The organism is Pseudomonas marvdashtae, from assembly GCF_014268655.2.
Taxonomy (GTDB): Bacteria; Pseudomonadota; Gammaproteobacteria; order Pseudomonadales; family Pseudomonadaceae; genus Aquipseudomonas; species Aquipseudomonas marvdashtae.
The window spans coordinates 1000668-1026112 of record NZ_JABWQX020000001.1; the positions used below are offsets into that span (position 1 = coordinate 1000668).

General features: G+C 61.6%; 18 protein-coding genes. 10 read left to right on the top strand and 8 right to left on the bottom strand.

The window, feature by feature from the left end; translation table 11 throughout:
• Window positions 1–13 precede the first annotated feature (13 nt).
• From ftsA to lpxC, 3 genes are all read left to right on the top strand, one after another.
• Window positions 14–1273: a cell division protein FtsA gene (ftsA, locus tag HU742_RS04675; RefSeq protein WP_186638354.1), complete on the top strand. Its 1260-nt coding sequence runs from the start codon at window positions 14–16 to the stop codon at window positions 1271–1273.
• 100 nt (window positions 1274–1373) lie between these two features.
• Window positions 1374–2567: a cell division protein FtsZ gene (gene ftsZ / locus HU742_RS04680; RefSeq protein WP_135847083.1), complete on the top strand. Its 1194-nt coding sequence runs from the start codon at window positions 1374–1376 to the stop codon at window positions 2565–2567.
• A gap of 112 nt (window positions 2568–2679) precedes the next feature.
• On the top strand, window positions 2680–3591 hold the full coding sequence (gene lpxC / locus HU742_RS04685) for a UDP-3-O-acyl-N-acetylglucosamine deacetylase (protein ID WP_186638357.1): 912 nt from the start codon (window positions 2680–2682) through the stop codon (window positions 3589–3591).
• A gap of 88 nt (window positions 3592–3679) precedes the next feature.
• On the opposite strand, the gene HU742_RS04690 is transcribed toward lpxC, so the two are convergent.
• The 5 genes from HU742_RS04690 to HU742_RS04710 form a co-directional block, all read right to left on the bottom strand.
• Window positions 3680–5164 carry a sensor domain-containing diguanylate cyclase gene (locus HU742_RS04690; protein WP_186643983.1) on the bottom strand — a complete coding sequence of 495 codons (1485 nt, stop codon included), beginning with the start codon at window positions 5162–5164 and terminating at the stop codon, window positions 3680–3682.
• Between the two features lie 146 nt (window positions 5165–5310).
• Window positions 5311–6672 carry a heavy metal sensor histidine kinase gene (locus HU742_RS04695; RefSeq protein ID WP_367616078.1) on the bottom strand — a complete coding sequence of 454 codons (1362 nt, stop codon included), beginning with the start codon at window positions 6670–6672 and terminating at the stop codon, window positions 5311–5313.
• Window positions 6665–7339 carry a heavy metal response regulator transcription factor gene (locus HU742_RS04700; protein ID WP_186638360.1) on the bottom strand — a complete coding sequence of 225 codons (675 nt, stop codon included), beginning with the start codon at window positions 7337–7339 and terminating at the stop codon, window positions 6665–6667. The genes HU742_RS04695 and HU742_RS04700 overlap by 8 nt, the downstream gene beginning before the upstream one ends.
• Window positions 7340–7348: 9 nt before the next feature.
• The gene (locus HU742_RS04705; RefSeq protein WP_186643800.1) at window positions 7349–10465 is read right to left on the bottom strand and encodes a multidrug efflux RND transporter permease subunit; all 3117 of its coding nucleotides are present in this window, start codon (window positions 10463–10465) and stop codon (window positions 7349–7351) included.
• Window positions 10462–11619: an efflux RND transporter periplasmic adaptor subunit gene (locus tag HU742_RS04710; protein WP_186638364.1), complete on the bottom strand. Its 1158-nt coding sequence runs from the start codon at window positions 11617–11619 to the stop codon at window positions 10462–10464. Before HU742_RS04710 ends, HU742_RS04705 begins: the two co-directional genes overlap by 4 nt.
• 233 nt (window positions 11620–11852) lie before the next feature.
• Here HU742_RS04710 and HU742_RS04715 point away from each other — a divergent pair, with 233 nt between their 5' ends.
• Entirely contained in the window at window positions 11853–12110 is a 258-nt protein-coding gene (locus HU742_RS04715; protein WP_186638367.1) for a hypothetical protein, read from the top strand.
• 24 nt (window positions 12111–12134) lie between these two features.
• Here the strand turns inward: HU742_RS04715 and HU742_RS04720 are convergent, their stop codons facing one another.
• Window positions 12135–13103 carry a LysR family transcriptional regulator gene (locus tag HU742_RS04720; protein ID WP_186638370.1) on the bottom strand — a complete coding sequence of 323 codons (969 nt, stop codon included), beginning with the start codon at window positions 13101–13103 and terminating at the stop codon, window positions 12135–12137.
• A 209-nt stretch (window positions 13104–13312) separates the two neighbouring features.
• On the opposite strand from HU742_RS04720, the gene HU742_RS04725 reads away from it, so the two are divergent.
• Genes HU742_RS04725 through HU742_RS04740 form a run of 4 tightly spaced genes read left to right on the top strand, consistent with a single transcriptional unit; the run spans window position 13313 to window position 18046 of the window.
• A complete protein-coding gene (locus HU742_RS04725; protein ID WP_186643798.1) occupies window positions 13313–14788 on the top strand; it encodes an efflux transporter outer membrane subunit in 1476 nt (491 codons plus the stop codon).
• 7 nt (window positions 14789–14795) lie between these two features.
• Window positions 14796–16988: an FUSC family protein gene (locus HU742_RS04730; protein ID WP_186643796.1), complete on the top strand. Its 2193-nt coding sequence runs from the start codon at window positions 14796–14798 to the stop codon at window positions 16986–16988.
• Entirely contained in the window at window positions 16978–17178 is a 201-nt protein-coding gene (locus HU742_RS04735; RefSeq protein ID WP_186638379.1) for a DUF1656 domain-containing protein, read from the top strand. Before HU742_RS04730 ends, HU742_RS04735 begins: the two co-directional genes overlap by 11 nt.
• A 10-nt stretch (window positions 17179–17188) precedes the next feature.
• Complete coding sequence (locus HU742_RS04740; protein ID WP_186638381.1) at window positions 17189–18046, top strand: efflux RND transporter periplasmic adaptor subunit; 858 nt, start codon at window positions 17189–17191, stop codon at window positions 18044–18046.
• A gap of 80 nt (window positions 18047–18126) precedes the next feature.
• Here the strand turns inward: HU742_RS04740 and HU742_RS04745 are convergent, their stop codons facing one another.
• Both HU742_RS04745 and HU742_RS04750 read right to left on the bottom strand, forming a co-directional pair.
• Window positions 18127–18951, bottom strand: a complete 825-nt coding sequence (locus HU742_RS04745; protein ID WP_186643794.1) for an SDR family oxidoreductase — start codon at window positions 18949–18951, stop codon at window positions 18127–18129.
• A gap of 31 nt (window positions 18952–18982) precedes the next feature.
• Window positions 18983–19447, bottom strand: coding sequence for a multidrug transporter (locus HU742_RS04750; RefSeq protein ID WP_186638383.1), 465 nt, complete (start codon window positions 19445–19447; stop codon window positions 18983–18985).
• 170 nt (window positions 19448–19617) lie between these two features.
• Here HU742_RS04750 and HU742_RS04755 point away from each other — a divergent pair, with 170 nt between their 5' ends.
• Window positions 19618–22437: an RHS repeat-associated core domain-containing protein gene (locus HU742_RS04755; protein ID WP_217828371.1), complete on the top strand. Its 2820-nt coding sequence runs from the start codon at window positions 19618–19620 to the stop codon at window positions 22435–22437.
• Between the two features lie 189 nt (window positions 22438–22626).
• Complete coding sequence (locus HU742_RS04760) at window positions 22627–25431, top strand: RHS repeat domain-containing protein (RefSeq protein ID WP_217828366.1); 2805 nt, start codon at window positions 22627–22629, stop codon at window positions 25429–25431.
• Window positions 25432–25445: the final 14 nt, after the last annotated feature.

Here is a 25445-nt window from a genome sequence, read left to right on the forward strand (position 1 = left end):
AGAGGCAGGACCCATGGCAAACGTGCAAAGCGGAAAAATGATCGTCGGTCTGGATATCGGCACTTCCAAGGTGGTTGCGCTGGTAGGCGAGGTCGCGGACGACGGCACGCTGGTCATCGTCGGGATCGGTACACACCCGTCCCGTGGCTTGAAGAAAGGCGTGGTGGTGAACATCGAGTCCACCGTGCAATCGATCCAGCGCGCCATCGAAGAAGCGCAGCTGATGGCCGGTTGCCGGATCCACTCGGCGTTCGTCGGCGTCGCGGGCAATCACATCCGCAGCCTGAACTCCCACGGCATCGTGGCGATTCGTGATCGCGAAGTCAGCTCCGCCGACCTTGAGCGCGTGCTCGACGCAGCCCAAGCGGTGGCGATTCCGGCCGACCAGCGTGTCTTGCACACCCTGCCGCAGGATTATGTGATCGATAACCAGGAAGGCGTGCGCGAGCCGCTGGGCATGTCCGGCGTGCGCCTCGAAGCCAAGGTCCACGTGGTGACCTGCGCCGTGAACGCTGCACAGAACATTGAAAAATGCGTGCGCCGCTGCGGCCTGGAAATCGACGACATCATCCTCGAGCAACTGGCTTCGGCCTACTCGGTGTTGACCGACGACGAGAAAGAACTGGGCGTGTGCCTGGTGGACATCGGCGGCGGCACCACCGACATCGCGATCTTCACCGAAGGCGCGATCCGCCACACGGCCGTGATTCCGATTGCTGGCGACCAGGTGACCAACGACATCGCCATGGCGTTGCGCACCCCGACCCAGTACGCCGAGGAAATCAAGATCCGCTACGCCTGCGCCCTGGCGAAACTCGCCGGCGCCGGTGAAACCATCAAGGTGCCAAGCGTCGGCGACCGTCCACCGCGCGAACTGTCGCGCCAGGCCTTGGCCGAGGTGGTCGAGCCGCGTTACGACGAGCTGTTCACGCTGATCCAGGCCGAGCTGCGCCGCAGCGGCTACGAAGACTTGATCCCGGCCGGCATCGTGCTGACCGGCGGTACGTCGAAGATGGAAGGCGCGGTCGAACTGGCCGAGGAGATTTTCCACATGCCGGTGCGCCTGGGCGTGCCCCATGGCGTCAAGGGCCTGGATGACGTGGTCCGCAACCCGATCTATTCCACCGGCGTGGGCCTGTTGATGTATGGCCTGCAAAAGCAATCCGACGGGATTTCGTTCTCGGGGATCGGCAGCCGTGACAGCTACAGCACCGACGAGCCGAAAGCGCCGCTTTTCGAGCGGCTCCAGGCTTGGGTTAAAGGCAACTTTTAAACAGTATCAAAGCTTCACGCGGCAGGTTTCAGGCTTGGCGCTGGAAGACGCAACAAACGCAGTAGGCGAAAAAAAACTAGAGAATGTAAGGAGAGGGAACATGTTTGAACTCGTAGACAACATCCCCGCTAGCCCGGTTATCAAAGTAATCGGTGTCGGCGGCGGCGGCGGCAACGCTGTCAACCACATGGTCAAGAGCAACATTGAAGGCGTTGAGTTCATCTGCGCCAACACTGATGCCCAGGCGCTGAAATCCATCGGCGCACGGACCATCCTGCAATTGGGCACTGGCGTGACCAAGGGACTTGGCGCTGGCGCCAACCCTGAAGTGGGTCGTCAGGCCGCTCTCGAAGACCGTGAGCGCATTGCTGAAGTCCTGCAAGGCACCAACATGGTGTTCATCACCACGGGCATGGGCGGCGGTACCGGTACCGGTGCGGCGCCAATCATTGCCGAAGTGGCCAAGGAAATGGGGATCCTCACCGTTGCGGTGGTGACTCGTCCGTTCCCTTTCGAAGGCCGCAAGCGTATGCAGATCGCCGACGAAGGTATCCGTCTGCTGTCTGAAAGCGTCGACTCGTTGATCACCATCCCCAACGAGAAGCTGCTGACCATCCTCGGTAAAGACGCAAGCCTCTTGTCGGCTTTCGCCAAGGCTGACGATGTACTGGCCGGTGCCGTTCGCGGTATCTCCGACATCATCAAGCGTCCTGGCATGATCAACGTCGACTTTGCCGACGTACGGACTGTCATGAGCGAAATGGGCATGGCGATGATGGGCACTGGCTGCGCCAGCGGTCCGAACCGTGCACGCGAGGCCACCGAAGCGGCCATCCGCAACCCGTTGCTCGAAGACGTGAACCTGCAAGGTGCGCGCGGCATCCTGGTGAACATCACCGCCGGTCCTGACCTGTCCCTGGGTGAGTACTCCGACGTGGGTAGCATCATCGAAGCCTTCGCTTCCGAGCACGCAATGGTCAAGGTCGGTACCGTTATCGATCCGGACATGCGCGACGAGTTGCACGTTACCGTGGTTGCCACGGGCCTGGGCGCAAAAATCGAGAAGCCGGTAAAGGTCATCGACAATACCGTTCACACCTCCATGGCTTCGCAACCGCAACAACAAGTGTCCTCCCGTCAGGAAGCACCGGCGGTGAACTACCGTGACCTGGACCGTCCGACCGTCATGCGCAACCAGGCCCAGGCCGGTACTGCGACTGCCGCGAAGATGAATCCGCAAGACGATCTGGATTACCTGGACATCCCGGCATTCCTGCGTCGTCAGGCCGATTGATGGAATGTATCAGGGGTATACGGGTGATTGGTGTTCAGCAAAGGTCTGGTCTGCTATCATCGCCAGCCTTTGTTGATACCAGTTCGCAATTTGCGCTGAAGCGGCCCATGCCATGATTAAACAACGCACCCTGAAGAATATTATCCGTGCCACAGGTGTCGGCCTGCACTCCGGCGAGAAGGTCTATTTGACCCTCAAGCCTGCGCCTGTCGACACCGGCATTGTGTTTTGTCGTGCCGACCTCGACCCTGTGGTGCAGATTCCTGCTCGCGCGGAAAACGTTGGCGAAACCACTATGTCGACCACATTGGTCAACGGTGACGTCAAAGTGGACACGGTGGAGCATTTGCTCTCGGCCATGGCTGGCCTGGGCATCGATAACGCCTACGTCGAGCTCTCCGCGTCCGAAGTCCCGATCATGGATGGCAGTGCCGGACCCTTTGTATTCCTGATTCAATCGGCTGGCCTGGAAGAACAGGACGCGGCCAAGAAGTTCATCCGCATCCTGCGGGAAGTGACAGTGGAAGACGGCGACAAGCGCGCCACTTTCGTCCCTTTCGAAGGTTTCAAGGTGAGCTTCGAGATCGATTTCGATCACCCGGTTTTCCGTGACCGCACCCAAAGTGCAAGCGTGGATTTTTCCAGCACTTCGTTCGTAAAAGAAGTCAGCCGCGCCCGTACCTTTGGTTTCATGAGTGACATCGAGTACCTGCGCAAGCACAACCTCGCACTCGGCGGCAGTGTTGAAAACGCGATCGTGGTCGATTCCGACGGTGTCTTGAACGAAGACGGTCTTCGTTACGAAGACGAATTCGTCAAGCACAAGATTCTCGATGCAATCGGCGACCTCTACCTGCTGGGCAATAGCCTGATTGGTGAGTTCAGGGGCTTCAAGTCCGGCCACGCACTGAACAACCAGCTGCTGCGCAAGTTGATTGAGCAGAAAGACGCTTGGGAAGTCGTGACGTTCGAAGACGCCAGCACCGCGCCAATCTCTTACATGCGCCCTGTAGCGGCCGTGTAAGCAAAAAAACCTCTCTAGTTTTTAAGGGCTGCCTTCGGGTGGCCCTTTTTTATGGCCGGGTTCAGGGCATGAGCGCTTTTGGGCTGTCTTACATCGCGCAAACAACCCGGTTACGCCCGCTGGCCTTGGCCTGGTAAAGCGCCTTGTCGGCGGCGAGCAGCAGTTGTTCCAGTTCGCTGTACGGCCCCTGGGCCCAGGTGGCGATGCCGATGCTGACGGTCATGGGCATGTCGCCAGGCAGCTGCTCCACCGCTTCACGAATGTTCTGCGCCATGATGAACGCTCCGGCTGTGGTGGTTTCCGGCAGCACCACCGAAAATTCCTCACCCCCGTAGCGCGCAGCCAGGTCGGCCGGTCGCCGAACATGCTCGGCGATCAGTTGCGCCAGGGCGCGCAAGGCCTCGTCGCCACGTTGGTGGCCAAGGCGATCGTTGAACGCCTTGAAGTGGTCTGCATCGATCATCAGGACCGACAGCGGCTGGCCGGAGCGTTGCGCACGCAGCCATTCCAGGTGCAGCGTCTGGTCCAGGGTCCGACGGTTGGCCAGGCCTGTCAGCGGATCGACGGATGCCAGTTGCGCCAGCTCCCGTTCGGCGTGGTGGCGGCGTCGCAATTCCCGGCGCAGCAACCACGTGAGCCAGAGCAAGGTGATGCACAGCGCGCCCGTGGCGCCACTGACCACCAACGCCGTGCGTTTCCATGAAGCGAAGACTTCCTGGGAGGAGAGCGCGACGACGACTATCAAAGGCAAGTCGCCTACCTGGGAAAAGGTGTAGAGACGTTGCGTCTGATCCACGCTCGACACGCTGGTGAAGCTGCCATCGCCTTCACGCAGGATGCGCACGAAATTCGGCCGATTGCTGAAATCCTTGCCAATCATGTCTTCGGCCAGCGGTGGTTCCTGCGCGAGCAGGATGCCGTCACGGCTGACCAGGTTGACCGTTCCGCCGTGACCGATGTTCAGGCTTTTGAACAGTTGGCTGAAGTAGCCCAGGCGCATCGCTGCCTCGGCCACGCCCATGAAATCGCCCCGGTCATCGCTCAACCGATAGCTGAAGCTGATGCGCCAATCGTGCGGTTGGCTCCTGGCCCGGAACGGGCGACTGATCTTCATGCCCGGGTTGGGGTCCGGAAGGTGGGACTGGAAATATTCCCGATCGGCGTAGTTGCCTTTACGTGGTTCGACCGAGGCGGAATCGGCGATCACATCGCCACGCTTGTCCAGCAGCAGGATGTCACCTTTGTAGGGCGCGGCGGTGGCGCGGTCGAACAGGGCGAGATGGCGGATCGTTGGCGAAACCTCTTTCAGGTCGTCGCGCTTTGCGGCGGCAATCAAGCCTCGCAGGGACAGGTCGTAGAGTTCAACGTTGCGCAGCACGTCGGCGTCGATCAGCTGCACGATGTTGCTCGCCGCCCGCGTCGCCGCCTGTTGGGCGCTGGCGTGTTCCCGGATCAGCAGGAACGTCACGATACTCAGGATGGCAATCACAACCAGCGAGCTGGCCAATACGAGTACCCGTTCCGAACGTATCGAAAGGGGGGGCTTGCCGGGTGTTGCACTGCTCGCGTTCATGATTCCGATCTGCATTGTCATGTGACTGGGATCCTTCCCATAGGCTGCTCATCTTCAACCGCGGATGACTGGCATCAGACAATGCTGGCCTTTTGCAAGATTGTGCTTGTGGCACTGGAATTGAGCAATGCACATCGTGGCTTATTTCAGGCCGGCAAACGGATGCCGAAGGTGTTTGCGCCCCGGTCGCTGCGCACGAACACATCACCGCCATGCATCAGCGCAATCGCCTTGACGATGGCCAGGCCGAGCCCGTGGTTGGCGCCGCTGTTGCTGCGGGAGGCATCGACCCGGTAGAAGCGCTCGAACAGGCGCGGCAGGTGCTCGCCAGCGATCGGCTCGCCGGGGTTGGTGACGCCAAGGCAGACCTGGTCGCCGAGGACTTCAATCTGCACATCGATCACTTGTCCGGGCGCGGTGTGCTGCACGGCGTTGCTGAGCAGGTTGATCAGCGCCCGGCGCAGGTGGGCGATTTCGATCGTGGCTTGTGCGTCGCCGCTGACGCGAACCTGGACCTGGGCGTCTTCCAGGATGAAGTCGAGGTAATCGAGAGTGGTTGCCACCTCGTCGGCCAGGGAGGTGGTGGTCAGCTTGGTGGCCTTGCTGCCCTGGTCCGCGCTGGCCAGGAACAACATGTCGTTGATGATCGAGCGCAGCCGCTCCAGTTCTTCGAGGTTCGATTGCAGCACTTCGAAGTAATGTTCGGCCGAACGCCCGCGGGTCAGCGCCACTTGGGTCTGGCCGATCAGGTTGGTCAGCGGCGAGCGCAGTTCGTGGGCAACATCGGCGTTAAACGACTCGAGCCGGGAGTACGCCTGTTCCACGCGATCGAGGGTGGCATTGAACGAACTGACGAACTGGCTGAGTTCCGGCGGCAACGGCGACAAGCGCAAGCGTCCGGAGAGGCGGGGTGGGGCCAGGCGCTGGGCTTCATCGGACAACTTGATGAGGGGCTTGAGGCCGATGCGCGCAACCCAATAGCCCAGCAAGGAAGCCAGCAGCACGCCGATACACGCCAGGCTCACCAGCGCCACCAGCAGATGATGTTGGGTCTGGTAGAAGGTCTCGGTGTCGATGCCGATCATGAACCGCAACGGCGGACGCTGGTCCTTGGCCGGGAACTGGCTCACCAGGACCTTCATCGGATAATGCCGGTCGGGCAATACAAGGTCGTGCTTGCCCAGCGGGCCTTGGGCAACGGAGCGGACCTGAGGGGCGGGGTTGCCGTATTCAAAGCGCGGGTCGCCGCTGACGATCCAGAAATGGATGCGCTTGTCTTCTTCGCCCAGCAAGCGCAGTTTGTTGCCGATTTTCACCCAGTGCTCGGGCGTGCCGAAACGCCCGACGGTGGATTCAAGCACGCTGTAGCGGGCATCGAGTTCGGCTTCCGGCAACAGGCCCAGGCCTTTTTCGACCTGCTGGTACAGGGCGCCGCCAATCAGCAGGAACACCAGCGCCGCCACCAGCGTGAACATGCCGCTCAGGCGCAGTGCGATGCTGTTACTCACCTCGGTTCTCCAGCACGTAACCCATGCCGCGAATGGTGTGCAGCAATTTCTGTTCGAACGGCCCGTCGAGCTTGGCCCGTAGCCGTTTGATCGCCACTTCGACGACGTTGGCGTCGCTGTCGAAGTTGATGTCCCAGACCATTTCGGCAATGGCGGTTTTCGAGAGGATTTCGCCCTGGCGGCGGGCCAGGACGCTGAGCAGCGAGAACTCCTTGGCGGTCAGGTCCAGGCGCTGGCCGGCGCGGGTGGCCTTGCGGCTGATCAGGTCAATCCACAGGTCGGCGATGCTGACCTGCACCGGTTCATGGCCGCCGCTGCGGCGAGTCAGGGCTTGCAGGCGGGCCACCAGTTCAAGGAAGGAGAAGGGTTTGCCCAAGTAATCGTCGGCACCGTCGCGCAGGCCCTTGATGCGGTCTTCGACCCGTTCGCGGGCGGTGAGCATGATCACCGGCGTCTGCTTGCGGGCGCGCAAGGCACGCAGCACGCCAAAGCCATCCAGCCCTGGCAGCATGACGTCGAGCACGATCACCGCGTAATCGCTTTCCAGGGCCAGGTGCAGCCCTTCGACGCCGTCCCGCGCCACATCCACGGTGTAGCCCTGTTCTGTCAGGCCGCGGTGCAGGTAGTCAGCGGTTTTTTCTTCGTCTTCGATGATCAGAACGCGCATGGGCCCGCCTCAGTGGTCTGTGCTTGCCAGCGCCGCCGTCGGCGCCGGCCCTGGATGCTGGGCGGGCCGATGGAACAGTCGCTCGAGCCACAAGTATATGACCGGCGTGGTGAACAACGTCAGCGCCTGGCTTACCAGCAGGCCGCCAACCACCGCGATGCCCAGGGGCTGGCGCAGTTCCGCGCCAGCGCCGTAGCCGAGCATCAGCGGCAGGGCACCGAGCAGGGCAGCCAGGGTGGTCATGATGATCGGACGGAAGCGGGTCAGACAGGCCTGGAAAATCGCTTCCTGCGGCGTCATCCCGCCATTGCGTTGGGCGTCGAGGGCGAAGTCGATCATCAGTATGCCGTTCTTCTTGACGATGCCGATCAGTAGCACCAGCCCGATCAACGCCATGATCGAAAAGTCCTGGCCCAGCAGCCAGAGCATGATCAGCGCGCCAAGGCCGGCCGAGGGCAAGGTAGAGATGATCGTCAGCGGGTGCACGAAACTCTCGTAGAGCACGCCGAGGATTATGTACACCGCCACCAGCGCGGCGAGGATCAGCCACGGCTGGCTCGCCAGCGAACTTTGAAACGCCTGGGCCGCGCCCTGGAAATTACCGGTGATGGCGGCGGGCATGCCGATCTCGTTCTTGGCCTGGTCGAGCTGGCGCACCGCATCGCCCAGCGCCACCCCAGGCGCCAGGTTGAACGACAGGTTCGCCGCCGGGAACATGCCGTCATGGGCAATCGACAGCGGGCCGTTGGTGGGCGCATCGAAGCGGGCCAGGGCCGAGAGCGGGACCATTTCCCCGCTCAGTGGCGAGCGCAGGTAGAAATACGCCAGGCTTTCGGCCTTGCCACGTTGCTGGGTGTCGAGCTCCAGGATTACGTTGTACTGGTTGGTCTCGGTCTGGAATTCATTGATCTGGCGCTGGCCGAACGCATCGTACAGCGCCTGGTCGACATCGGTGGCGGTCAGGCCGAAACGCGCCGCCGCACTGCGGTCAATATTGATGTGGGTGATGCTGCCGCCCAGTTGCAGGTCGTTGGAGATGTCGCGGAACGCCGGGTTGCCGCGCAGCTTGTCGGTGAGTTTCTGGGTCCAGGCGTTGAGGGTCGGTCCGTCATTGCTCTTGAGCACGTATTGATACTGGGCGCGGCTGGGGCCGGAGCTGAGGTTGATGTCTTGCCCTGCCCGCAGGTACAGCACGACGCCGGGAATCTTCAGCAATTTTGGACGGATCCGGTCGATGAAGCCGCTGGCCGAGACATCGCGCTCGCCCCGGGGCTTGAGGGCGATCCAGAAGCGGCCGTTGGCGATGGTCTGGTTGTTGCCCGAGACGCCGACGGAGTGGGAGAAAGTCTGCACCGCCGGGTCGGCGGCGACGATCTCGGCCAGGGCCTTGTGCTTGGCCACCATGTCCGGGAACGACACGTCGGCGGCCGCTTCGCTGGTGCCCAGCACCAGGCCGGTGTCTTGTACCGGGAAGAAACCCTTGGGAATGAACACGTAGCCCACCACGGCGAGCGCCAGGGTCAGGCCGAACACGCCGATCATCAGCTTCTGGTGGGCGAGGGCCTTGCGCAAGCCCTGCTCGTACCAACCCAGCAGACGTTCGCCGAACCCGGGCTTGGCGTGAACATGGTGCGTCGGGGCGCGCATGAACAGCGCCGCCAGGGTTGGTGCCAGTGTCAGGGACACCACCACCGAAATCAGGATGGTCGAGGTGGCCGTCAGGGCGAACTCCTTGAACAGACGGCCGACCACGCCGCCCATGAACAACAGCGGGATGAACGCCGCGACCAGCGAGAAGCTGATGGAAACCACGGTGAAGCCGATTTCCCCAGCTCCCTTGATCGCCGCCTCGCGCATGCCGTCGCCGGCTTCCAGGTGTCGGTGGATGTTTTCCACGACGACGATGGCGTCGTCCACCACGAACCCCACCGAGATGACGATGGCCACCAGGGTCAAATTGTTCAGGCTGAATCCCATCACGTACATCAGGGCAAAACTGGCGATCAACGACACCCCGAGCACCGCCGAGACAATCAGGGTCGCCGAGAGCTGGCGCAGGAACAGTGCCATCACCGCCACCACCAGCAGCACCGCGATCACCAAGGTGATTTCCACTTCGTGCAGCGACGCCCGAATGGTCTGCGTACGGTCGATCATCACCTTGACCTGCACCGCGGCGGGCAACATCGCTTCCAGAGTCGGCAGGGCCGCCTGGATGCGGTCGACGGTCTCGACGATGTTCGCTCCCGGTTGGCGGAAGATGACCAGGTTGACCCCGGGCTGATCGTCGGACCAGGCCTGGACGTAGGCGTTTTCAGAACCGTTGACGACTTTGGCGATGTCCTTGAGGTGAACCGGCGCGCCGTCCCGGTAGGAAACGATCAATTCGCCGTATTCTTCGGGCTTGAACAACTGGTCGTTAGTGGACAGCGTGGAAATGCTCGACGCTCCGTACAGCGCACCCTTGGCAAGATTGAGGCTGGCTTGCTGGAGGGACAGGCGAAGGTCGGCCAGGGTCAGGCCGATGGCCGCGAGTCGGTCGGCCGAGGCCTGGACCCGAATCGCCGGGCGTTGCTGGCCGGTGATATAGATTTGCCCGACGCCGTCGATCTGGCTGATCTGGCGGGCGAGCAGGGTTTCGACGTAATCGCTCAGCTCGGTGCCTGGCATCAGGTCGGAGCTGATGCTGAGGATCAGCACCGGGCTGTCGGCCGGATTGACCTTGCGCCAGGTCGGCAGGTTCGGCATGTCGTTGGGCAGCTTGCCCGCGGCGGTGTTGATGGCCGCCTGGACTTCCTGGGCCGCGGTGTCGATGCTTTTGTCGAGGCTGAATTGCAGGGTCAGGTTGGTCGAGCCCAACGCGCTGCTGGAGGTCATCTGGGTGATGCCCGGAATGGCGCTGAATTGCACTTCCAGCGGGGTCGCCACCGACGAAGCCATGGTCTCGGGACTGGCCCCAGGCAACTGGGCGCTGACCTGGATAGTCGGGAACTCCGCCTCGGGCAACGGCGCGACGGGCAGGCGAGGGAAGGCGATCAACCCCAGCAACACCAGGGCGAATGTCAGCAGCACCGTGGCGATGGGGTGGTCGATGCACCACGCCGATATCGAGCCGCGGCCCTTCATGGCTGCGCCTGCCCGGTCTTGGCGAGGGCGGGCGGATCGCCGAGCACCTGGACGCTGGCGCCGGGCTTGAGCCGTGACTGGCCGTCGCTCACCAATTGGTCGCCGGCGTTCACCCCTTTGATGATGTGCATGCCGCTGTCCTGGTAGACCATTTCTACCGGCACGCTTTCCACCTTGTCGCCTTTGACCCGGTACACGAAGTGTTGCTCCAGCCCGCGCTGGACCACGGTGGGCGGCACCACCAGGGCGCCTTTTTCGATGGCTGTCTGGATTTTCAGGGTGACCAGTTGCCCCGGCCACAGCCGTTGCGCGGCGTTATTGAATTCAGCCTTGGCCCGCAGGGTCCCGGTGTTGGTATTGATCTGGTTGTCGATGAGGCTGAGCCGCCCCTCGCCGAGTGGGTCCCCGGTGGCGTCATCGGCGCCGATGTAGGCTTTGACCAAGGCTTGGTCGGGGGCGGCGATCAGCCGTTGCAAGGTGGGCAACATCTGCTGGGGCAAGGAAAACTCCACCGCAATCGGGTCGATCTGCGTCACCGTGAACAAGCCTTCGGTATCGCTGGTTCGCAGGAAGTTGCCTTCATCGACGTTGCGAATGCCGACGCGACCGGTCACCGGGGAGCGGATCTGGGTATAGGACAGTTGCACCTGCGCCGAGTCGATGGCCGCCTGGTTGCCTTGGGCAGAGGCCTTGAGCTGATTGACCAACGCTTGTTGCTGGTCGTAGGTCTGTTTGGATACGCCGTCATCGACACTCAGCAATTTATAGCGCTTGAGGTTGACCTGGGCCACGGCCAGTTGCGCCTGGCTCTCGCCGAGTTGGGCGCGGGCCTGGTCGAGGCTGGCGCGGATCGAACGATCATCGATGTTCGCCAGCAGGTCTCCCTTCTTGACCAGTTGTCCTTCCCTGACCAGCAGCCGGGTGAGGATGCCGTCGATCTGCGGGCGGATCACCACGCTGTGCAGCGACAGCACCGTGCCGATACCGCTGGCAAAGCGCGGCACGTCCTTTTCAATCACGCTGACGACCCTCACCGGTACGGCGACGGACGCGCTGGGTCGGGTGGCGACGGGCTTGATGGCAAACCAGAGGCCGAGGGCGGCCAGGGCGATCAACAGCACGACAAGCAGGACGGTTTTTTTCTGGATAGGCATGAACGTGAAACGCCGGTTCGGGACGGAGGAATTCCTGGCTTTCTTATATAGCGTTGTGAGCCCGTCAGGAAGGTGACGGCTAGCTGTCACGGCTGTCAGTTTTGTCCCGGCTTGCTGTCAGACGGTCAGTTTCGATTGAATCTGCCCGGTGCGCGGCGATAGCGGGCAGGTATACTGTTGCGTTTCGCGGCTCACTCACCGAGCCCGGCATACCCGCTTTACCGGAGCCTTACATGACTTCCCCGACACCTTCGCCCGTGGACGAACTCACGAGCGACGACCAGGCTGACCTGGCCAACAGCGAAAGTGGCAGCGCTGAAAGCGCCACGGCGGCGATCCCGACCTTCAAGTTCCCGTTCAAACCCGGCGAACTGGCAGCGGCCAAAGGTGCCGGGCAACAGCCCTGGTACAAGAACGGCGCGAAGAACGGTCACACCAAGACCCCCGGCGCGGCGCCTCCCGGGACGCGTCGTTCGATGGGCAAGCGCTGATATTCTCCAGGCACGATTCTCGATTCAGTTCACGACCCGGGTGCCTGTCAGGCTTGCACTCAACTCATACGCCGTCAGTTCGGCCTGGTGCGCCGCCAGGATCTCCGGCAGCGAACCTCGCAAGTACTCGACCCACGTCTTGATCTTCGCGTCCAGGTACTGGCGCGAAGGATAGATGGCGTACAGGTTCAGTTCCTGAGAGCGATAGTTGGGCATGACCCGCACCAGCGTGCCGTTGCGCAAGCCTTCGATGGCGGCGTACACCGGCAATACGCCCACGCCCATGCCGCTGGTAATGGCGGTTTTCATGGCATCGGCGGAATTCACCAGGAAGGGTGAATTGCTGACCGTGACCATTTCCTGGCCTTCCGGGCCGTCGAACACCCATTTCTCCAGCGGAATGACCGGGCTGACCAGGCGCAGGCAGGCGTGGTTGAGCAGGTCGCTGGGTTTTTGCGGACAGCCGCTGGCCTTCACATAGGCGGGCGACGCACAAACGATGCTGTAAGTGATGCCCAGGCGCTGGGAGACGAAACCTGAATCCGGCAGCTCGCTGGCGAGGACGATGGAGACGTCGTAGCCCTCGTCGAGGATGTCTGGCACGCGGTTGGCCAGGGTCAGGTCGAAGGTCACGTCCGGATGGGTCTTGCGGTAGCGAGCGATGGCGTCGATCACGAAGTGCTGGCCGATGCCGGTCATGGTGTGCACCTTCAACTGCCCGGCAGGTCGCGCGTGGGCGTCGCTGGCCTCGGCTTCTGCTTCTTCGACATACGCCAGGATCTGCTCGCAACGCAGCAGATAGCGTTTACCCGCCTCGGTCAGCGCAATGCGGCGCGTGGTGCGGTTGAGCAGGCGGGTTTGCAGGTGGGCTTCGAGGTTGGAAACCGCACGCGAGACGTTGGCCGTGGTGGTGTCCAGTTGCGCGGCGGCAGCGGTGAAGCTGCCGGCTTCGGCCACACAGCTGAACGCGCGCATGTTTTGCAAAGTGTCCATGGAGGGCTCTCTTGGGAGGTGCCAAATTGTGACATGAAGTTACAACGCTACGGGACCCCGACTTACGGATTATCACGTTAACGGTAACAAAGAATCACAGAAAGGTCGGCTTATCGCCGTTGGAGGCGATGCCTAGAATTGCCGCCACTGTGGTGCGGTCCGCTGCGTTACCACAGGTCCCCGACCTTCTCCCCCAGGAATTTGCGCCAGTGCCGCGTTGCATCAGCACAGAGCTGAAGACTCTCAGTGTTTGGGTTTTGACGTTGACCCTCGGCGGTTGCATCGGCACGGGAGGGATTGCGCCGCAAGGCAAGGCGCTGTCGGCCAACCAGCTGGCGACCGATGAAGCGATTCGCCAGGCCGCCGGCGAGGCCCGCTGGCCCACCCGTCGATGGTGGAAGTCCTATGGCGACTCGCAACTGGATCGCTGGATCGCTTTGGCCGTGCAAGACAGCCCGAGCCTGGCCGTGGCCGCCGCCCGAGTGCGGCAGGCCAAGGCCATGGCCGGTGTCGCGCAAGCCGCCGAGTCGCTGCAGATCAATGCCCAGTCCACCCTCAAGCGCCACAACTGGCCGACCGATCAATTCTATGGCCCCGGCGAGCTGGCCGATACCACTACCTGGGACAACAACGCCGCCCTGGGCCTGAGCTACGCCTTGGATTTATGGGGGCGCGAGCGCAACGCCAGCGAGCAGGCTGTCGATCTGGCCCACACCAGCGTCGCCGAGGCGCGGCAGGCGCAGTTGGAGTTGCAGAACAACATTGTGCGCGCCTATATCCAGTTTTCGCTGCACTACGCCCAGCGCGACATCGTCGCCGCGACGCTCGCTCAACAGGAGCAGATTCGGCAACTGGCGCAAAAACGCCTGGACGGCGGCATCGGCACCCATTTTGAAGTCAGCCAGGCCCAGGCGCCGTTGCCCGAAACCCATCGCCAACTCGACGCCCTCGAAGAAGCCATCGCCTTGAGCCGCAATCAACTGGCGGCGCTCGCAGGCAAGGGGCCGGGAGACGGCGCGTCCCTGCAACGGCCGAGCCTGGCGCTGGGGGCTCCGTTGAAACTGCCGTCGGCGTTGCCCGCCGAACTGCTCGGCCAGCGCCCGGATGTGGTTGCCGCGCGCTGGCAAGTGGCGGCCCAGGCCCGTGGCGTCGATGTGGCGCGGGCCGGTTTTTATCCCAATGTCGATCTGGTTGGCAGCCTCGGCTACATGGCTACCGGCGGCGGGGCGCTGGAGTTTCTGACCGGCAAGAAACTCACCTACAACGTCGGGCCGGCCATCTCGCTGCCGATCTTTGACGCAGGGCGCTTGCGTGGAGCGTTGGGAGAAGCCGCGGCGGGTCACGACATCGCCGTGGCGCACTACAACCAGACCCTGGTGGATGCCCTCAAGAGCGTTTCCGACCAGTTGATTCGCCGCGAATCGATGGACAAGCAACAGGCTTTCGCCGCCGAGTCGGTGGCCGCCGCCCAGCGCACCTACGACATCGCCATGGTGGCGTTCCAGCGTGGCCTCACCGATTACCTCAATGTGCTCAACGCCCAGAGCCTGTTATTCAAGCAACAACAGGTACTTCAGCAAGTAGAAGCCGCGAGATTGACTGCTCATGCCGATCTGGTGACGGCGCTGGGTGGCGGGTTGGAGGCTGGCAGCGACGTGCCTGCTGTGAGCCACGGTGCCAAATAGACATTTCATGAGGACTCTACGTGCCCCCTTGCGCCGGCTCCATCGCCTCGAATGGCGCCGTGGTTTCTTCGACTGGGCCCGTAGCGACGGAGTGACCTGGGTCTACATCTTCAAAGTGTTGTTGGCCGCGTTCCTGACGTTATGGCTGGCAATGCGCCTGGAACTGCCACAACCGCGCACGGCCATGATCACGGTGTTCATCGTCATGCAGCCCCAGAGCGGCCAGGTATTGGCCAAAAGCTTCTATCGCTTGCTCGGCACCTTGGCCGGTTCGGCGGTGATGGTCGCGCTGATCGCCTTGTTCGCACAGAACACCGAACTGTTCCTCGGCTGCCTGGCAATCTGGGTCGGAATCTGCTCGGCGGGAGCGGCGCGTTATCGCAATTTCCGGGCCTACGGGTTTGTGCTGGCAGGCTACACCGCGGCAATGATCGGCCTGCCGGCCCTGGCCCATCCAGAAGCGGCGTTCATGGCGGCGGTCTGGCGGGTACTGGAGATTTCCTTGGGGATTCTCTGTGCGACCTTGGTCAGCGCCGCGGTCCTGCCGCAAACCGCGAGCGCCGCCATGCGCAACGCGCTTTATCAGCGCTTCGGCGTATTCGCCCTGTTCGTCACCGATGGCTTGCGCGGGCGCGGCCAGCCCGAGGCATTCGAGGCGCGCAACGTTGGTTTCATCGCCGAAGCGGTGGGCCTGGAAAGCCTGCGCAGCGTGACTGTCTTCGAGGATCCGCACATGCGTCGGCGCAACGGCCGGCTCAGCCGCTTGAACAGTGAGTTCATGGGCGTCACCACGCGTTTCAATGCCTTGCACCAGTTGCTCGACCGTTTGCGCGAGGCCCGGGCGGATCACGTGGTAAACGCCATCAAACCCGGTTTGCAGACGCTGGCCGAATTGCTCGATGGCTTCAGCGCGCGGGCCTTGACCGATGCCGATGCGGCGCGTCTGGCGGCGGCACTGGCTGACTACAAGGCCGACTTGCCGGCCTTGGTGCGCCGGTTGCGGGCGCTCTTCCAAGAGACGGATCCCAGTGATGCGCAGCAGTTGGATTTCCATACGGCCTACGAGCTGCTCTATCGCTTTGTCGACGACTTGCACGGCTACGCCCAGACCCATGCGTCGCTGGCCGATCATCGCCACGAACGCGAACGCTGGGACGAGCCCTTCGTATCGCAGACCAACGGCTTGGCCGCTGCAGCTTCCGGGTTTCGCGCAGCCTTTATCTTGCTGGTGCTGGGCAGCTATTGGGTCGTCACGGCCTGGCCGAGCGGCGCGACCATGACGATGATCGCTGCCGCCACCGTGGGCTTGTCGGCCGCCACGCCGAACCCCAAGCGCATGGCGTTCCAGATGGCTTGCGGGACGTTGTTTGGGGCGTTGATCGGTTTCGTCGAAATGTTTTTTGTCTTCCCATTGATCGACGGCTTTGCTTTGCTCTGCGTGATGTTGGCGCCGGTGATCATGCTGGGCTCATTCCTCAGTTCACGCCCGCAATACGCCGGCGTCGGGCTGGGGCTGCTGATTTTCTTCAGCACCGGCTCGGTGCCGGACAACCTGACGGTCTACAACCCTTACACCTTCATCAACGATTACATTGCGATGATCCTCGGCATGCTGGTGTGCGCGGCGGCTGGCGCGATCATCCTGCCGCCCAACAGCCGCTGGATGTGGCGTCGACTCGAACAGGACCTGCGCGAGCAAGTGGTGTTTGCCATCAGCGGCAAGCTCAAGGGCCTGGCCTCGGGCTTCGAGAGTCGCAGCCGTGACTTGCTGCACCAAGCCTACGGTCTCGCGGCGGGGCAGCCGCAGGTGCAACGGGAGCTGTTGCGCTGGCTGTTGGTGGTGCTGGAGGTCGGCCACGCGGTCATCGAATTGCGTAAGGAACAGGCAATCCTGCCGGTGCACCCGGCCTATGCCGAAAGCCAGCCATGGCGACAGGCGATCCGCCTGATGGGACGAGCGCTGGTGCGGCTGTTCCGCCAGCCTGGCCAGAACAATCTGGAGCGTGCGCGGGTGGCGGTCGACGATGCGATCAGCCGCGTGCAAGCCACTGATGAACCTTTCGCCGCGCATTTCGACACCTCGGCCCTGCGCCGGGTGAAAAGCTACCTGCACTTTATCCGGACCTCGCTGATGGACCCGCAATCCCCCTTGTCGGCCCACGCCGCGCCGCTGCTCCAGGAACCTCGACATGCCTCGTGAGATCGCCTTCCATGGCGTGTACATGCCCACCATGACCCTGATGTTTTTCATCGCTGCCGGCTTGGCCTGGGTGCTGGACCGTTTCCTTTCAGGGCTGGATCTGTACCGTTTTTTCTGGCATCCGGCGTTGCTGCGCCTGAGCCTGTTTACCTGCCTGTTCGGCGCGCTGGCGCTGGCGGTCTACCGTTGAGAACGAAGCAATGAAAAAGTTTTTCAGCCTGATGGCGACGTTGCTGGTGCTGGCCCTGGCGCTGTGGATCGGTCGTACGCTCTGGGTTCATTACATGGACACGCCCTGGACCCGCGATGGCCGGGTGCGGGCCGACATCATCAACGTGGCGGCCGATGTCAGCGGCGAGGTGGTCGAGGTTCCAGTGCGTGACAATCAGCAGGTGAAAAAGGGCGACCTGCTGATGCGCATCGACCCCGAGCATTACCGCATCGCGGTCAAACAGGCCCGTTCTCTGGTGGCGTCGCGCAAGGCCACCTGGGAAATGCGCAAGGTCAATGCCCACAGGCGTGCCGACCTGGACAGCCTGGTGATCTCCCGTGAAAACCGTGACGACGCCAGCAACCTCGCCGACTCGGCCCTGGCCGACTACCAGCACGCCCAGGCGCAACTGGAGGCCGCGGAGCTGAACCTTGCCCGCACGCAAGTTCGCGCGGCGGTGGACGGCTACGTCACCAACCTCAACGTGCACCGGGGCGACTACGCGCGAATCGGCGAGGCGAAGATGGCGGTGGTGGATCTGAATTCGTTCTGGGTCTATGGCTTTTTCGAAGAAACCAAGTTGCCCAAGGTGCGGGTTGGCGATCCTGCGCAGTTGCAAATGATGAGCGGGGAGATGCTCAAGGGGCATGTGGAGAGTATTTCCCGGGGGATCTACGACCGCGACAATCCCCAAAGCCGCGAATTGGTCGCCGACGTAAACCCCACGTTCAACTGGGTGCGCCTGGCCCAGCGGGTACCGGTGCGCATTCACCTGGACGAGGTGCCGGATGGCGTGTTGCTGGCGGCGGGGATGACGTGCACGGTGGTGGTAGAACCTAAGCGCTGAGGTTGCATAAAGCTCCTGTGGCGAGGGGATTTATCCCCGTTGGGCTGCACAGCAGCCCTAAACTCGTTGCCCCTTTATGATTAAAGCGCCCGACCCAACCCAAACCGTTTCATCAATCCCTTCTCCAGCAGCGCCTTGGGTAACAAAGCCGCCATCAATGGCAACGCCCGGCTGCCATTGCCCAGACGCAACAAGCGCGGCGGTTTGGGTTGTTGCACGGCTTTGAGCAGCCCTGCGGCGAATTCGCTGGCCGGGGTCGGGTTGTCCTGGGAAGCCTTGGCCCGGGCACGGATACCTTCACGCAGCGGCCACCAGGGCGACTGTTCGCTGATCAGCCGTTCGGCTTCATGACCGGCATTCTTGGCGAAGCTGGAGGCGATGGCGCCGGGCTGGACTTCCATCACCCGGATGCCGAACGGCGCCAGTTCCATGCGCAGCGCATCGCTCAAGGCATGCACCGCTGCCTTGGAGGCGCAATAGGCGCCGGCGAATGGCGTGACCAGCACCCCGGAAACGCTGCCGATATTCACCACCAACCCCTTGGCACGCCGTAGCACTGGAAATAGCGCGCGGGTCACGCCGACGAGGGCGAACACGTTGGTTTCGAACTGGCGCTGCATGGCCGGCACACCGCCGTCCAGCAGCGGCCCCATGGCGCCATAACCGGCGTTGTTGATCAGGACATCAAGGCCGCCATGTTGCTGGTTGATCCTTTCACTCAACTGTTCCAAGGCCGCGCCGTCGTTAACGTCCAGTTGCACGGCAGTGAACCCGGCGGCGCTGAGCAGTGCCACATCTTCAGCCCTGCGCGCACTGGCCCAGACTTGGTAACCGGAGGCCTTGAAGACGTCGGCGAGGGCGCGGCCGATGCCGCTGGAACATCCGGTGATCAACGCAACGGGCATGGCGCTTTCCTTGGGTAACGTTGTGATGGAATCAGTTGGAAAAACTACCCTGCAACCGCTCGGCACGAAACTCCAGCGTTTGCGGGCGATAACCGGGGCGCAACGGCGGCAACGGCAGGCAGTCTTGCCAGTCGGCGCCAGGTTGCAATTCGCCAGGGCCGCGATAGCGGGGTGAGCTGTAGACGTTTTCGGCCAGGTTGATGGTGTCGCCGGGCGCGTAGGCCGCTATACGCCAGTGCAGCTCGGTCAACGGCACGTCGTTGCCATTTTTCAGGCTCAACGACAGCGGACGATCAGCAGGGCAGCGCTCAGGCGCATAGGCAATGCGCACATCCAGGCGATCCAGCTGCCGGGTTTCGCGGTTTTCCTGCCAAAGCACCCACGCCGCGACCAGCCCCAGCCCGATGAACGCCGCCAGGGAGACCGGCAAGGCCTTGGCCGGGTAGCGCAACAGCAGGATGAGCCAGGTGATGACCAGCAAAACGCCGATGAGCATGGTTGAAGCCTCCGTGACCTTCGCCACATCCTACCGAAGGGGGCGGGAAATGGGTATTCACCTGCCTTTTGGCCGCCGGTCGTCACTGTCACATCTGACAGTAGGCAACGTTGTGGAGTCGAGGTTTGATGGTCTGCGACCACCCTGGCGCTACGACGGGACACTGGATGATGGGTGTGGATTATCGAACACCAACGCTGACTGCCTCCGATCCGAGAGGCTTGGCGGTTCGCACGGTCGGCTATTGCCGCAGCCTTGTGGGCAGCCCCGCGCAGCGACGCATCAACCGCAGCCGCTTCGATATGGCCGGGCGCGCGGTGAAACAGTGGGATCCGCGCTTGTGGGCCTTGCAGGAAAATGACGAATCGACGCCGGCCAATCTTTCGGCGATCTATTCGCTGTCCGGCGCCACGTTGCTTACGGACAGCGTTGACGCGGGCATGCAGATCGGTCTGTCGGGCCTCGCTGGCGAAGGTTTACTCGGATGGGATGGCCGAGGGACGCAGCAGGAGAACCTTTACGATGACTCGCTGCGTCCGGTGGCCGTGTTCGAGCAAGGTCACGGGCTGCCACGTCGCTGCACCGAGCGCATGACCTACGGATATCCGGGCCAGGGCGATCAAGACCACAACCAGCATGGGCAATTGATCCGTCACGACGACCCGGCGGGGACGCTGGTGCTGGCGTCGTTTGCCCTGACCGGGCAAAACCTTGTCCAGGATCGTCGTTTCATTCTCGACGCGGCTCAAGTCGATTGGCCGGAGTTGGAGGCTGATCGCGAGCTCTTGCTTGAACCCGGTGACGGCGCCGTTTCGACGTGGCGCGTCGGGCCGCTGGGGGATGTGCTGGAGCAGGTCGATGCCAGGGGAAATCGACAATGGCAACGTCTGACGCTTGATGGCCGGATGTCTGGCAGTCAATTGCAGTTGGCGGGGCAGGGCGATTGGCAGTCGCTGGTGAGCGACATTCGCTACGACGCCTTCGGGCAGATCGAACAGGAGACGGCCGGCAACGACGTCCAGACCACGCTCACCTACAGCCCCGAAGACGGTCGACTGATCGAGCGCCAAGCCGTGCGCGCGGGCGATGTACTGCAACATTTGCTTTACGCCTATGACCCCATGGGCAACGTATTGAGCATCGAAGACAAAAAACAGCCGATCCGCTACTTCGCCAACCAGCGTGTCGAGCCGGTCAGCCGTTTTGTCTACGACAGTCTCTACCAACTGATCGAAGCCACGGGGTGGGAGGCGGGCGCCGCCAATCAGGGGCCGAACGCCGTGGAGCGCAACGACCCGACGGCGGTCAGCAATTACCGGCAGACCTACCGCCACGACGAGGCCGGTAATTTATTGGAACTGACCCACGTCGGTGCCCAAAGCCATGGCCGGGAAATCAAAGCGGCCCAGTACAGCAATCGCTGCCTGCCATACCGCAATGGCGTGCCGCCCACGGAAGAGGAAATCGCCGCTGCGTTCGACGCTCGGGGAAACTGCCTGGAACTGGATGCGGGACGGTTCCTGGCGTGGGATTTGCGCAACCGGTTGAGTTCGGTCACGCCCATCGAACGCGCCTCGGGGCTCAACGATAGCGAGGCCTATATCTATGACGGCGGCGGGCAACGCGTGCGCAAGCTTCGCACCCTGCAAACCGGCGCTCGCACGCTGTCCGCCGAAGTACGTTATTTGCCGGGGCTGGAACTGCGCGCAGACAGCGGCACGGGCGAGGCGTTGCAGGTAATCGTCGCCGATGGCGGGCTCAGCGGCGTCCGCGTCCTGCATTGGGAAAGCGCATCGCCGACCGGCGAGAACGACTGCTATCGATACAGCATTGCGGATCACTTGGGCTCGGTCGGCCTGGAATTGGCCCAGGACGGGCGGGTTATCAGCCGGGAGCACTTTTATCCGTTTGGTGAAACGGCTTATCTGGCCGGGAGCGATGCAACCGAGGTGAGTTACAAGACCGTACGCTATTCGGGCAAGGAGCGGGATGCGACGGGGCTTTATTACTATGGCTTTCGTTATTACGTCCCGTGGTTGCAGCGTTGGGTGAACCCGGACCCGGTGGGGGTGGTGGATGGTTTGAACCTTTACTGGATGACTCGAAACAACCCGGTCAGTTTTATCGATGACGATGGCGCCATTACTAAAAAGCTGTCCAATGGGCTGTGGAACCCGGTGATTGCGGTGGGTGCTGAACGCGATATCCCAGGGGCGGAGCGTGCTGATACCGGCGCTTTTCAGCGCAATGTACCGGCAGTCGCAACGACGACCAATATCCATAATGCGCTTACTGAAACCGAACTCAACAAAGTGGAGATAACCACTCAATTGTTGAACACTGCTCGCAATGTTTCTTCTGAGTTAAACAACAGGCAAGGCGGGGCCAAGCTCCTGTTCACAATGGAAAAATTCAGCTATTCCGGAGCAGGTAGCGGAACCTTTAATGCGCTGAAAGTCTTGGAAGGTCCGTGGGACATTCCCGAAAAAAATAATGCGATATTGGCGTTCTGGGCGCCTCAGGGCGGCTATGTCGACATACCGGTTGACCCCGGGCGGAGCCATCCAGACTATGTGTTCACCCCTGGGTTCAGCGGTTGTTCGCTGACGGTGGATCAGCTCAACGACAATGTACTCCGTGTTCGGCATGTCCAAGGCGGTAAGGAAAACGCCGAATACAATGATTTAGCTGACAGCGAGCATGGGTTCGGACTTGGCGCGGTAATGGGCTACAAGGACTACGGCTATGCCTTGGGCGCCAAAGGCCAACAGGAAGAGGTCACCACCGCCTTTGCCTTTATGAAATTCGACCAAGAGGCGCAAGCCTGGAAAATTATTTATCAGACCACCCAGGGGACGGCTTCGATCGAAAAATATACACCAGACCGAAAAGTCTCTCTGTTCAATCGCTCGAACGCATCGGTCACTGTTTTTTCAAAAATGAGGGTTCGCAAAGTCCAGTCCATGCGGGTGCACGTGACTAACCAATAATTGCAGCTAAATACTGCTTGGATGCCCCGATAATCAGCAAAAAAACGGCGGAATGCTCCGGATTGTCTTGTCTGCGTACCGCGATTGGTTGCCCGCCTGTCGCCACTGTCACATCTGACAGTAGGCAGTCTTGCCGGACCGTTGATTAGATGGCCTGTAGAACCATGGCGTCATGACGGGCACTGCTGAATGAGTATGGATCATAAAACACCAACACTGATTGCTGTCGACGCGCGCGGTTTGCCGGTGCGTTCGGTGGGCTATTGCCGCAACGTCGAGCATGGCCCTGCGCAGCGACGCATCAACCGCAGCCGCTTCGATATGGCCAGGCGCGCGGTGAAACAGTGGGATCCGCGCTTGTGGGCTTTGCAACGGACGGATGAGACGGCGCCGGCCAATCTTTCGGCGATCTATTCGCTGTCCGGCGCCACGCTGCATACGGACAGCGTCGACGCGGGCATACAGACCGGTCTGCCCGGTCTTGCCGATGAAGGCTTGCTGGGCTGGGACGGTCGAGGGACGCAACGTGAGGTTTTATATGACAACCTGCTGCGTCCCGTGGCGGTGTTCGAGCAAGGCACCAGCCAGCCACGTCGCTGCACCGAGCGCATGACCTACGGATATCCGGGCCAGGGCGATCAAGACCACAACCAGCATGGGCAATTGATCCGTCACGACGACCCGGCGGGGACGCTGGTGCTGGCGTCGTTTGCCCTGACCGGGCAAAACCTTGTCCAGGATCGTCGTTTCATTCTCGACGCGGCTCAAGTCGATTGGCCGGAGTTGGAGGCTGATCGCGAGCTCTTGCTTGAACCCGGTGACGGCGCCGTTTCGACGTCGCGCGTCGGGCCGCTGGGGGATGTGCTGGAGCAGGTCGATGCCAGGGGAAATCGACAATGGCAACGTCTGACGCTTGATGGCCGGATGTCTGGCAGTCAATTGCAGTTGGCGGGGCAGGGCGATTGGCAGTCGCTGGTGAGCGACATTCGCTACGACGCCTTCGGGCAGATCGAACAGGAGACGGCCGGCAACGACGTCCAGACCACGCTCACCTACAGCCCCGAAGACGGTCGACTGATCGAGCGCCAAGCCGTGCGCGCGGGCGATGTATTGCAACACTTGCTCTACGACTATGACCCCATGGGCAATGTGCTCGGCATCGAGGATCAAGTCTTGCCGATCCGCTACTTCGCCAACCAGCGCATCGAGCCGGTCAGCCGTTTTGTCTACGACAGTCTCTACCAACTGATCGAAGCCACGGGGTGGGAGGCGGGCGCCGCCAATCAGGGGCCGAACGCCGTGGAGCGCAACGACCCGACGGCGGTCAGCAATTACCGGCAGACCTACCGCTACGACGAGGCCGGTAATTTATTGGAGCTGACGCACGTCGGTGCCCAAAGCCATGGCCGGGAAATCAAAGCGGCCCAGTACAGCAATCGCTGCCTGCCATACCGCAATGGCGTGCCGCCCACGGAAGAGGAAATCGCCGCCGCGTTCGATGCGCGGGGCAATTGCCTGGAATTGGACGCAGGCCGATTCCTGGCGTGGGACCTGCGTAACCAGTTGAGTTCGGTCACGCCCATCGAACGCGCCTCGGGGCTCAACGATAGCGAGGCCTATATCTATGACGGCGGCGGGCATCGCGTGCGCAAGCTTCGCACCCTGCAAACCGGCGCTCGCACGCTGTCCGCCGAAGTACGTTATTTGCCGGGGCTGGAACTGCGCGCAGACAGCGGCACGGGCGAGGCGTTGCAGGTAATCGTCGCCGATGGCGGGCTCAGCGGCGTCCGCGTCCTGCATTGGGAAAGCGCATCGCCGACCGGCGAGAACGACTGCTATCGATACAGCATTGCGGATCACTTGGGCTCGGTCGGCCTGGAACTGGCCCAGGACGGGCGGATCATCAGTCAGGAGCACTTTTATCCGTTTGGTGAAACGGCTTACCTGGCCGGGAGCGATACAACCGAGGTGAGTTACAAGACGGTCCGTTATTCAGGCAAGGAGCGGGATGCGACGGGGCTTTACTACTACGGTTTTCGTTATTACGTCCCGTGGTTGCAGCGTTGGGTGAATCCGGACCCGGCGGGGGCGGTGGAGGGTTTGAATCTATACGCGATGGTGGGAAACAATCCGCTTACTTTTGTGGATACGGATGGGCGCGGAAAAGAGGATGTGGTGAGCGGGCCGGAGACAAAAAAAGGTGAGAAAGCGCCGTTCATCAATCCTGCTGTGCCGTTTCGCCGACTTGAATTCGTATCTGAACCTAAGCTAACGGCAAAGGGCATTTTCGACCGCTATTCGGCTAAGTACAGTGATAAGGACAGGCAACTACCTTTCACCATGATGGAAGAAATCACAGCGGGTAAATTGAATTTCATAACAGCCAAGGCAGCGCCCAACGTCATGGCAAAAACAGAGGATAAGCGTTTCAAGTTGCGGCACTACACTCAGTCCGGCGGCGAGCCGCCATTCAGTGAAATCACCTCGAATTTTGCCTTGGTTCAACAGGGCGTGAAGAAGCTGGGGGACAAGAGCGGTAACACAAATGAAAAAGACTGGACCCAGGCAGGCAATATGGGCTTCACCTTTTTTCTCTTGGTCATTAATGATGAGGTAAATGATCGCGCGTTTCTCGCTTCGGCGACTCACTATGCTGAGTACGATCTTGAAGACGAGCAGGCGTTGCAAGAGGCTCTTGGCGTGGACTTCAAAAATGTGGAGTTTTTCGCCTCTCCAGATGTTCTGGCCCCGGAGCACTCGAAACTCGAGACGGTACCTATGGTGAGAGGTCATTTGAAAGACTTGAAGGCAATGCTGTTGGCAAAATCAGCAGTTCCTGCTGTACAAGTCGGAAGAATGGAGCCTCGCGCCCTGCTCGATAAGATCGATACAGCCTTCGGAGGCAGTCTTGAAATCAAGATTCCTGGCTCGATAAAAGTCAAAACGTGGCTTAAAAAAGCCGTGACATCAGGCCCAAGGCGGCTCGCCGCCTGAACCCAAAAAAAGCC

Excerpts from the sequence above, each read along its gene's own strand:
- ftsA (WP_186638354.1), top strand. The coding sequence starts at position 14 with ATGGCAAACGTGCAAAGCGGAAAAATGATCGTCGGTCTGGATATCGGC.
- ftsZ (WP_135847083.1), top strand. The coding sequence starts at position 1,374 with ATGTTTGAACTCGTAGACAACATCCCCGCTAGCCCGGTTATCAAAGTA.
- lpxC (WP_186638357.1), top strand. The coding sequence starts at position 2,680 with ATGATTAAACAACGCACCCTGAAGAATATTATCCGTGCCACAGGTGTC.
- HU742_RS04690 (WP_186643983.1), bottom strand. The coding sequence starts at position 5,164 with ATGAACGCGAGCAGTGCAACACCCGGCAAGCCCCCCCTTTCGATACGT.
- HU742_RS04700 (WP_186638360.1), bottom strand. The coding sequence starts at position 7,339 with ATGCGCGTTCTGATCATCGAAGACGAAGAAAAAACCGCTGACTACCTG.
- HU742_RS04705 (WP_186643800.1), bottom strand. The coding sequence starts at position 10,465 with ATGAAGGGCCGCGGCTCGATATCGGCGTGGTGCATCGACCACCCCATC.
- HU742_RS04710 (WP_186638364.1), bottom strand. The coding sequence starts at position 11,619 with ATGCCTATCCAGAAAAAAACCGTCCTGCTTGTCGTGCTGTTGATCGCC.
- HU742_RS04715 (WP_186638367.1), top strand. The coding sequence starts at position 11,853 with ATGACTTCCCCGACACCTTCGCCCGTGGACGAACTCACGAGCGACGAC.
- HU742_RS04720 (WP_186638370.1), bottom strand. The coding sequence starts at position 13,103 with ATGGACACTTTGCAAAACATGCGCGCGTTCAGCTGTGTGGCCGAAGCC.
- HU742_RS04730 (WP_186643796.1), top strand. The coding sequence starts at position 14,796 with ATGAGGACTCTACGTGCCCCCTTGCGCCGGCTCCATCGCCTCGAATGG.
- HU742_RS04735 (WP_186638379.1), top strand. The coding sequence starts at position 16,978 with ATGCCTCGTGAGATCGCCTTCCATGGCGTGTACATGCCCACCATGACC.
- HU742_RS04740 (WP_186638381.1), top strand. The coding sequence starts at position 17,189 with ATGAAAAAGTTTTTCAGCCTGATGGCGACGTTGCTGGTGCTGGCCCTG.
- HU742_RS04745 (WP_186643794.1), bottom strand. The coding sequence starts at position 18,951 with ATGCCCGTTGCGTTGATCACCGGATGTTCCAGCGGCATCGGCCGCGCC.
- HU742_RS04750 (WP_186638383.1), bottom strand. The coding sequence starts at position 19,447 with ATGCTCATCGGCGTTTTGCTGGTCATCACCTGGCTCATCCTGCTGTTG.
- HU742_RS04755 (WP_217828371.1), top strand. The coding sequence starts at position 19,618 with ATGGGTGTGGATTATCGAACACCAACGCTGACTGCCTCCGATCCGAGA.
- HU742_RS04760 (WP_217828366.1), top strand. The coding sequence starts at position 22,627 with ATGAGTATGGATCATAAAACACCAACACTGATTGCTGTCGACGCGCGC.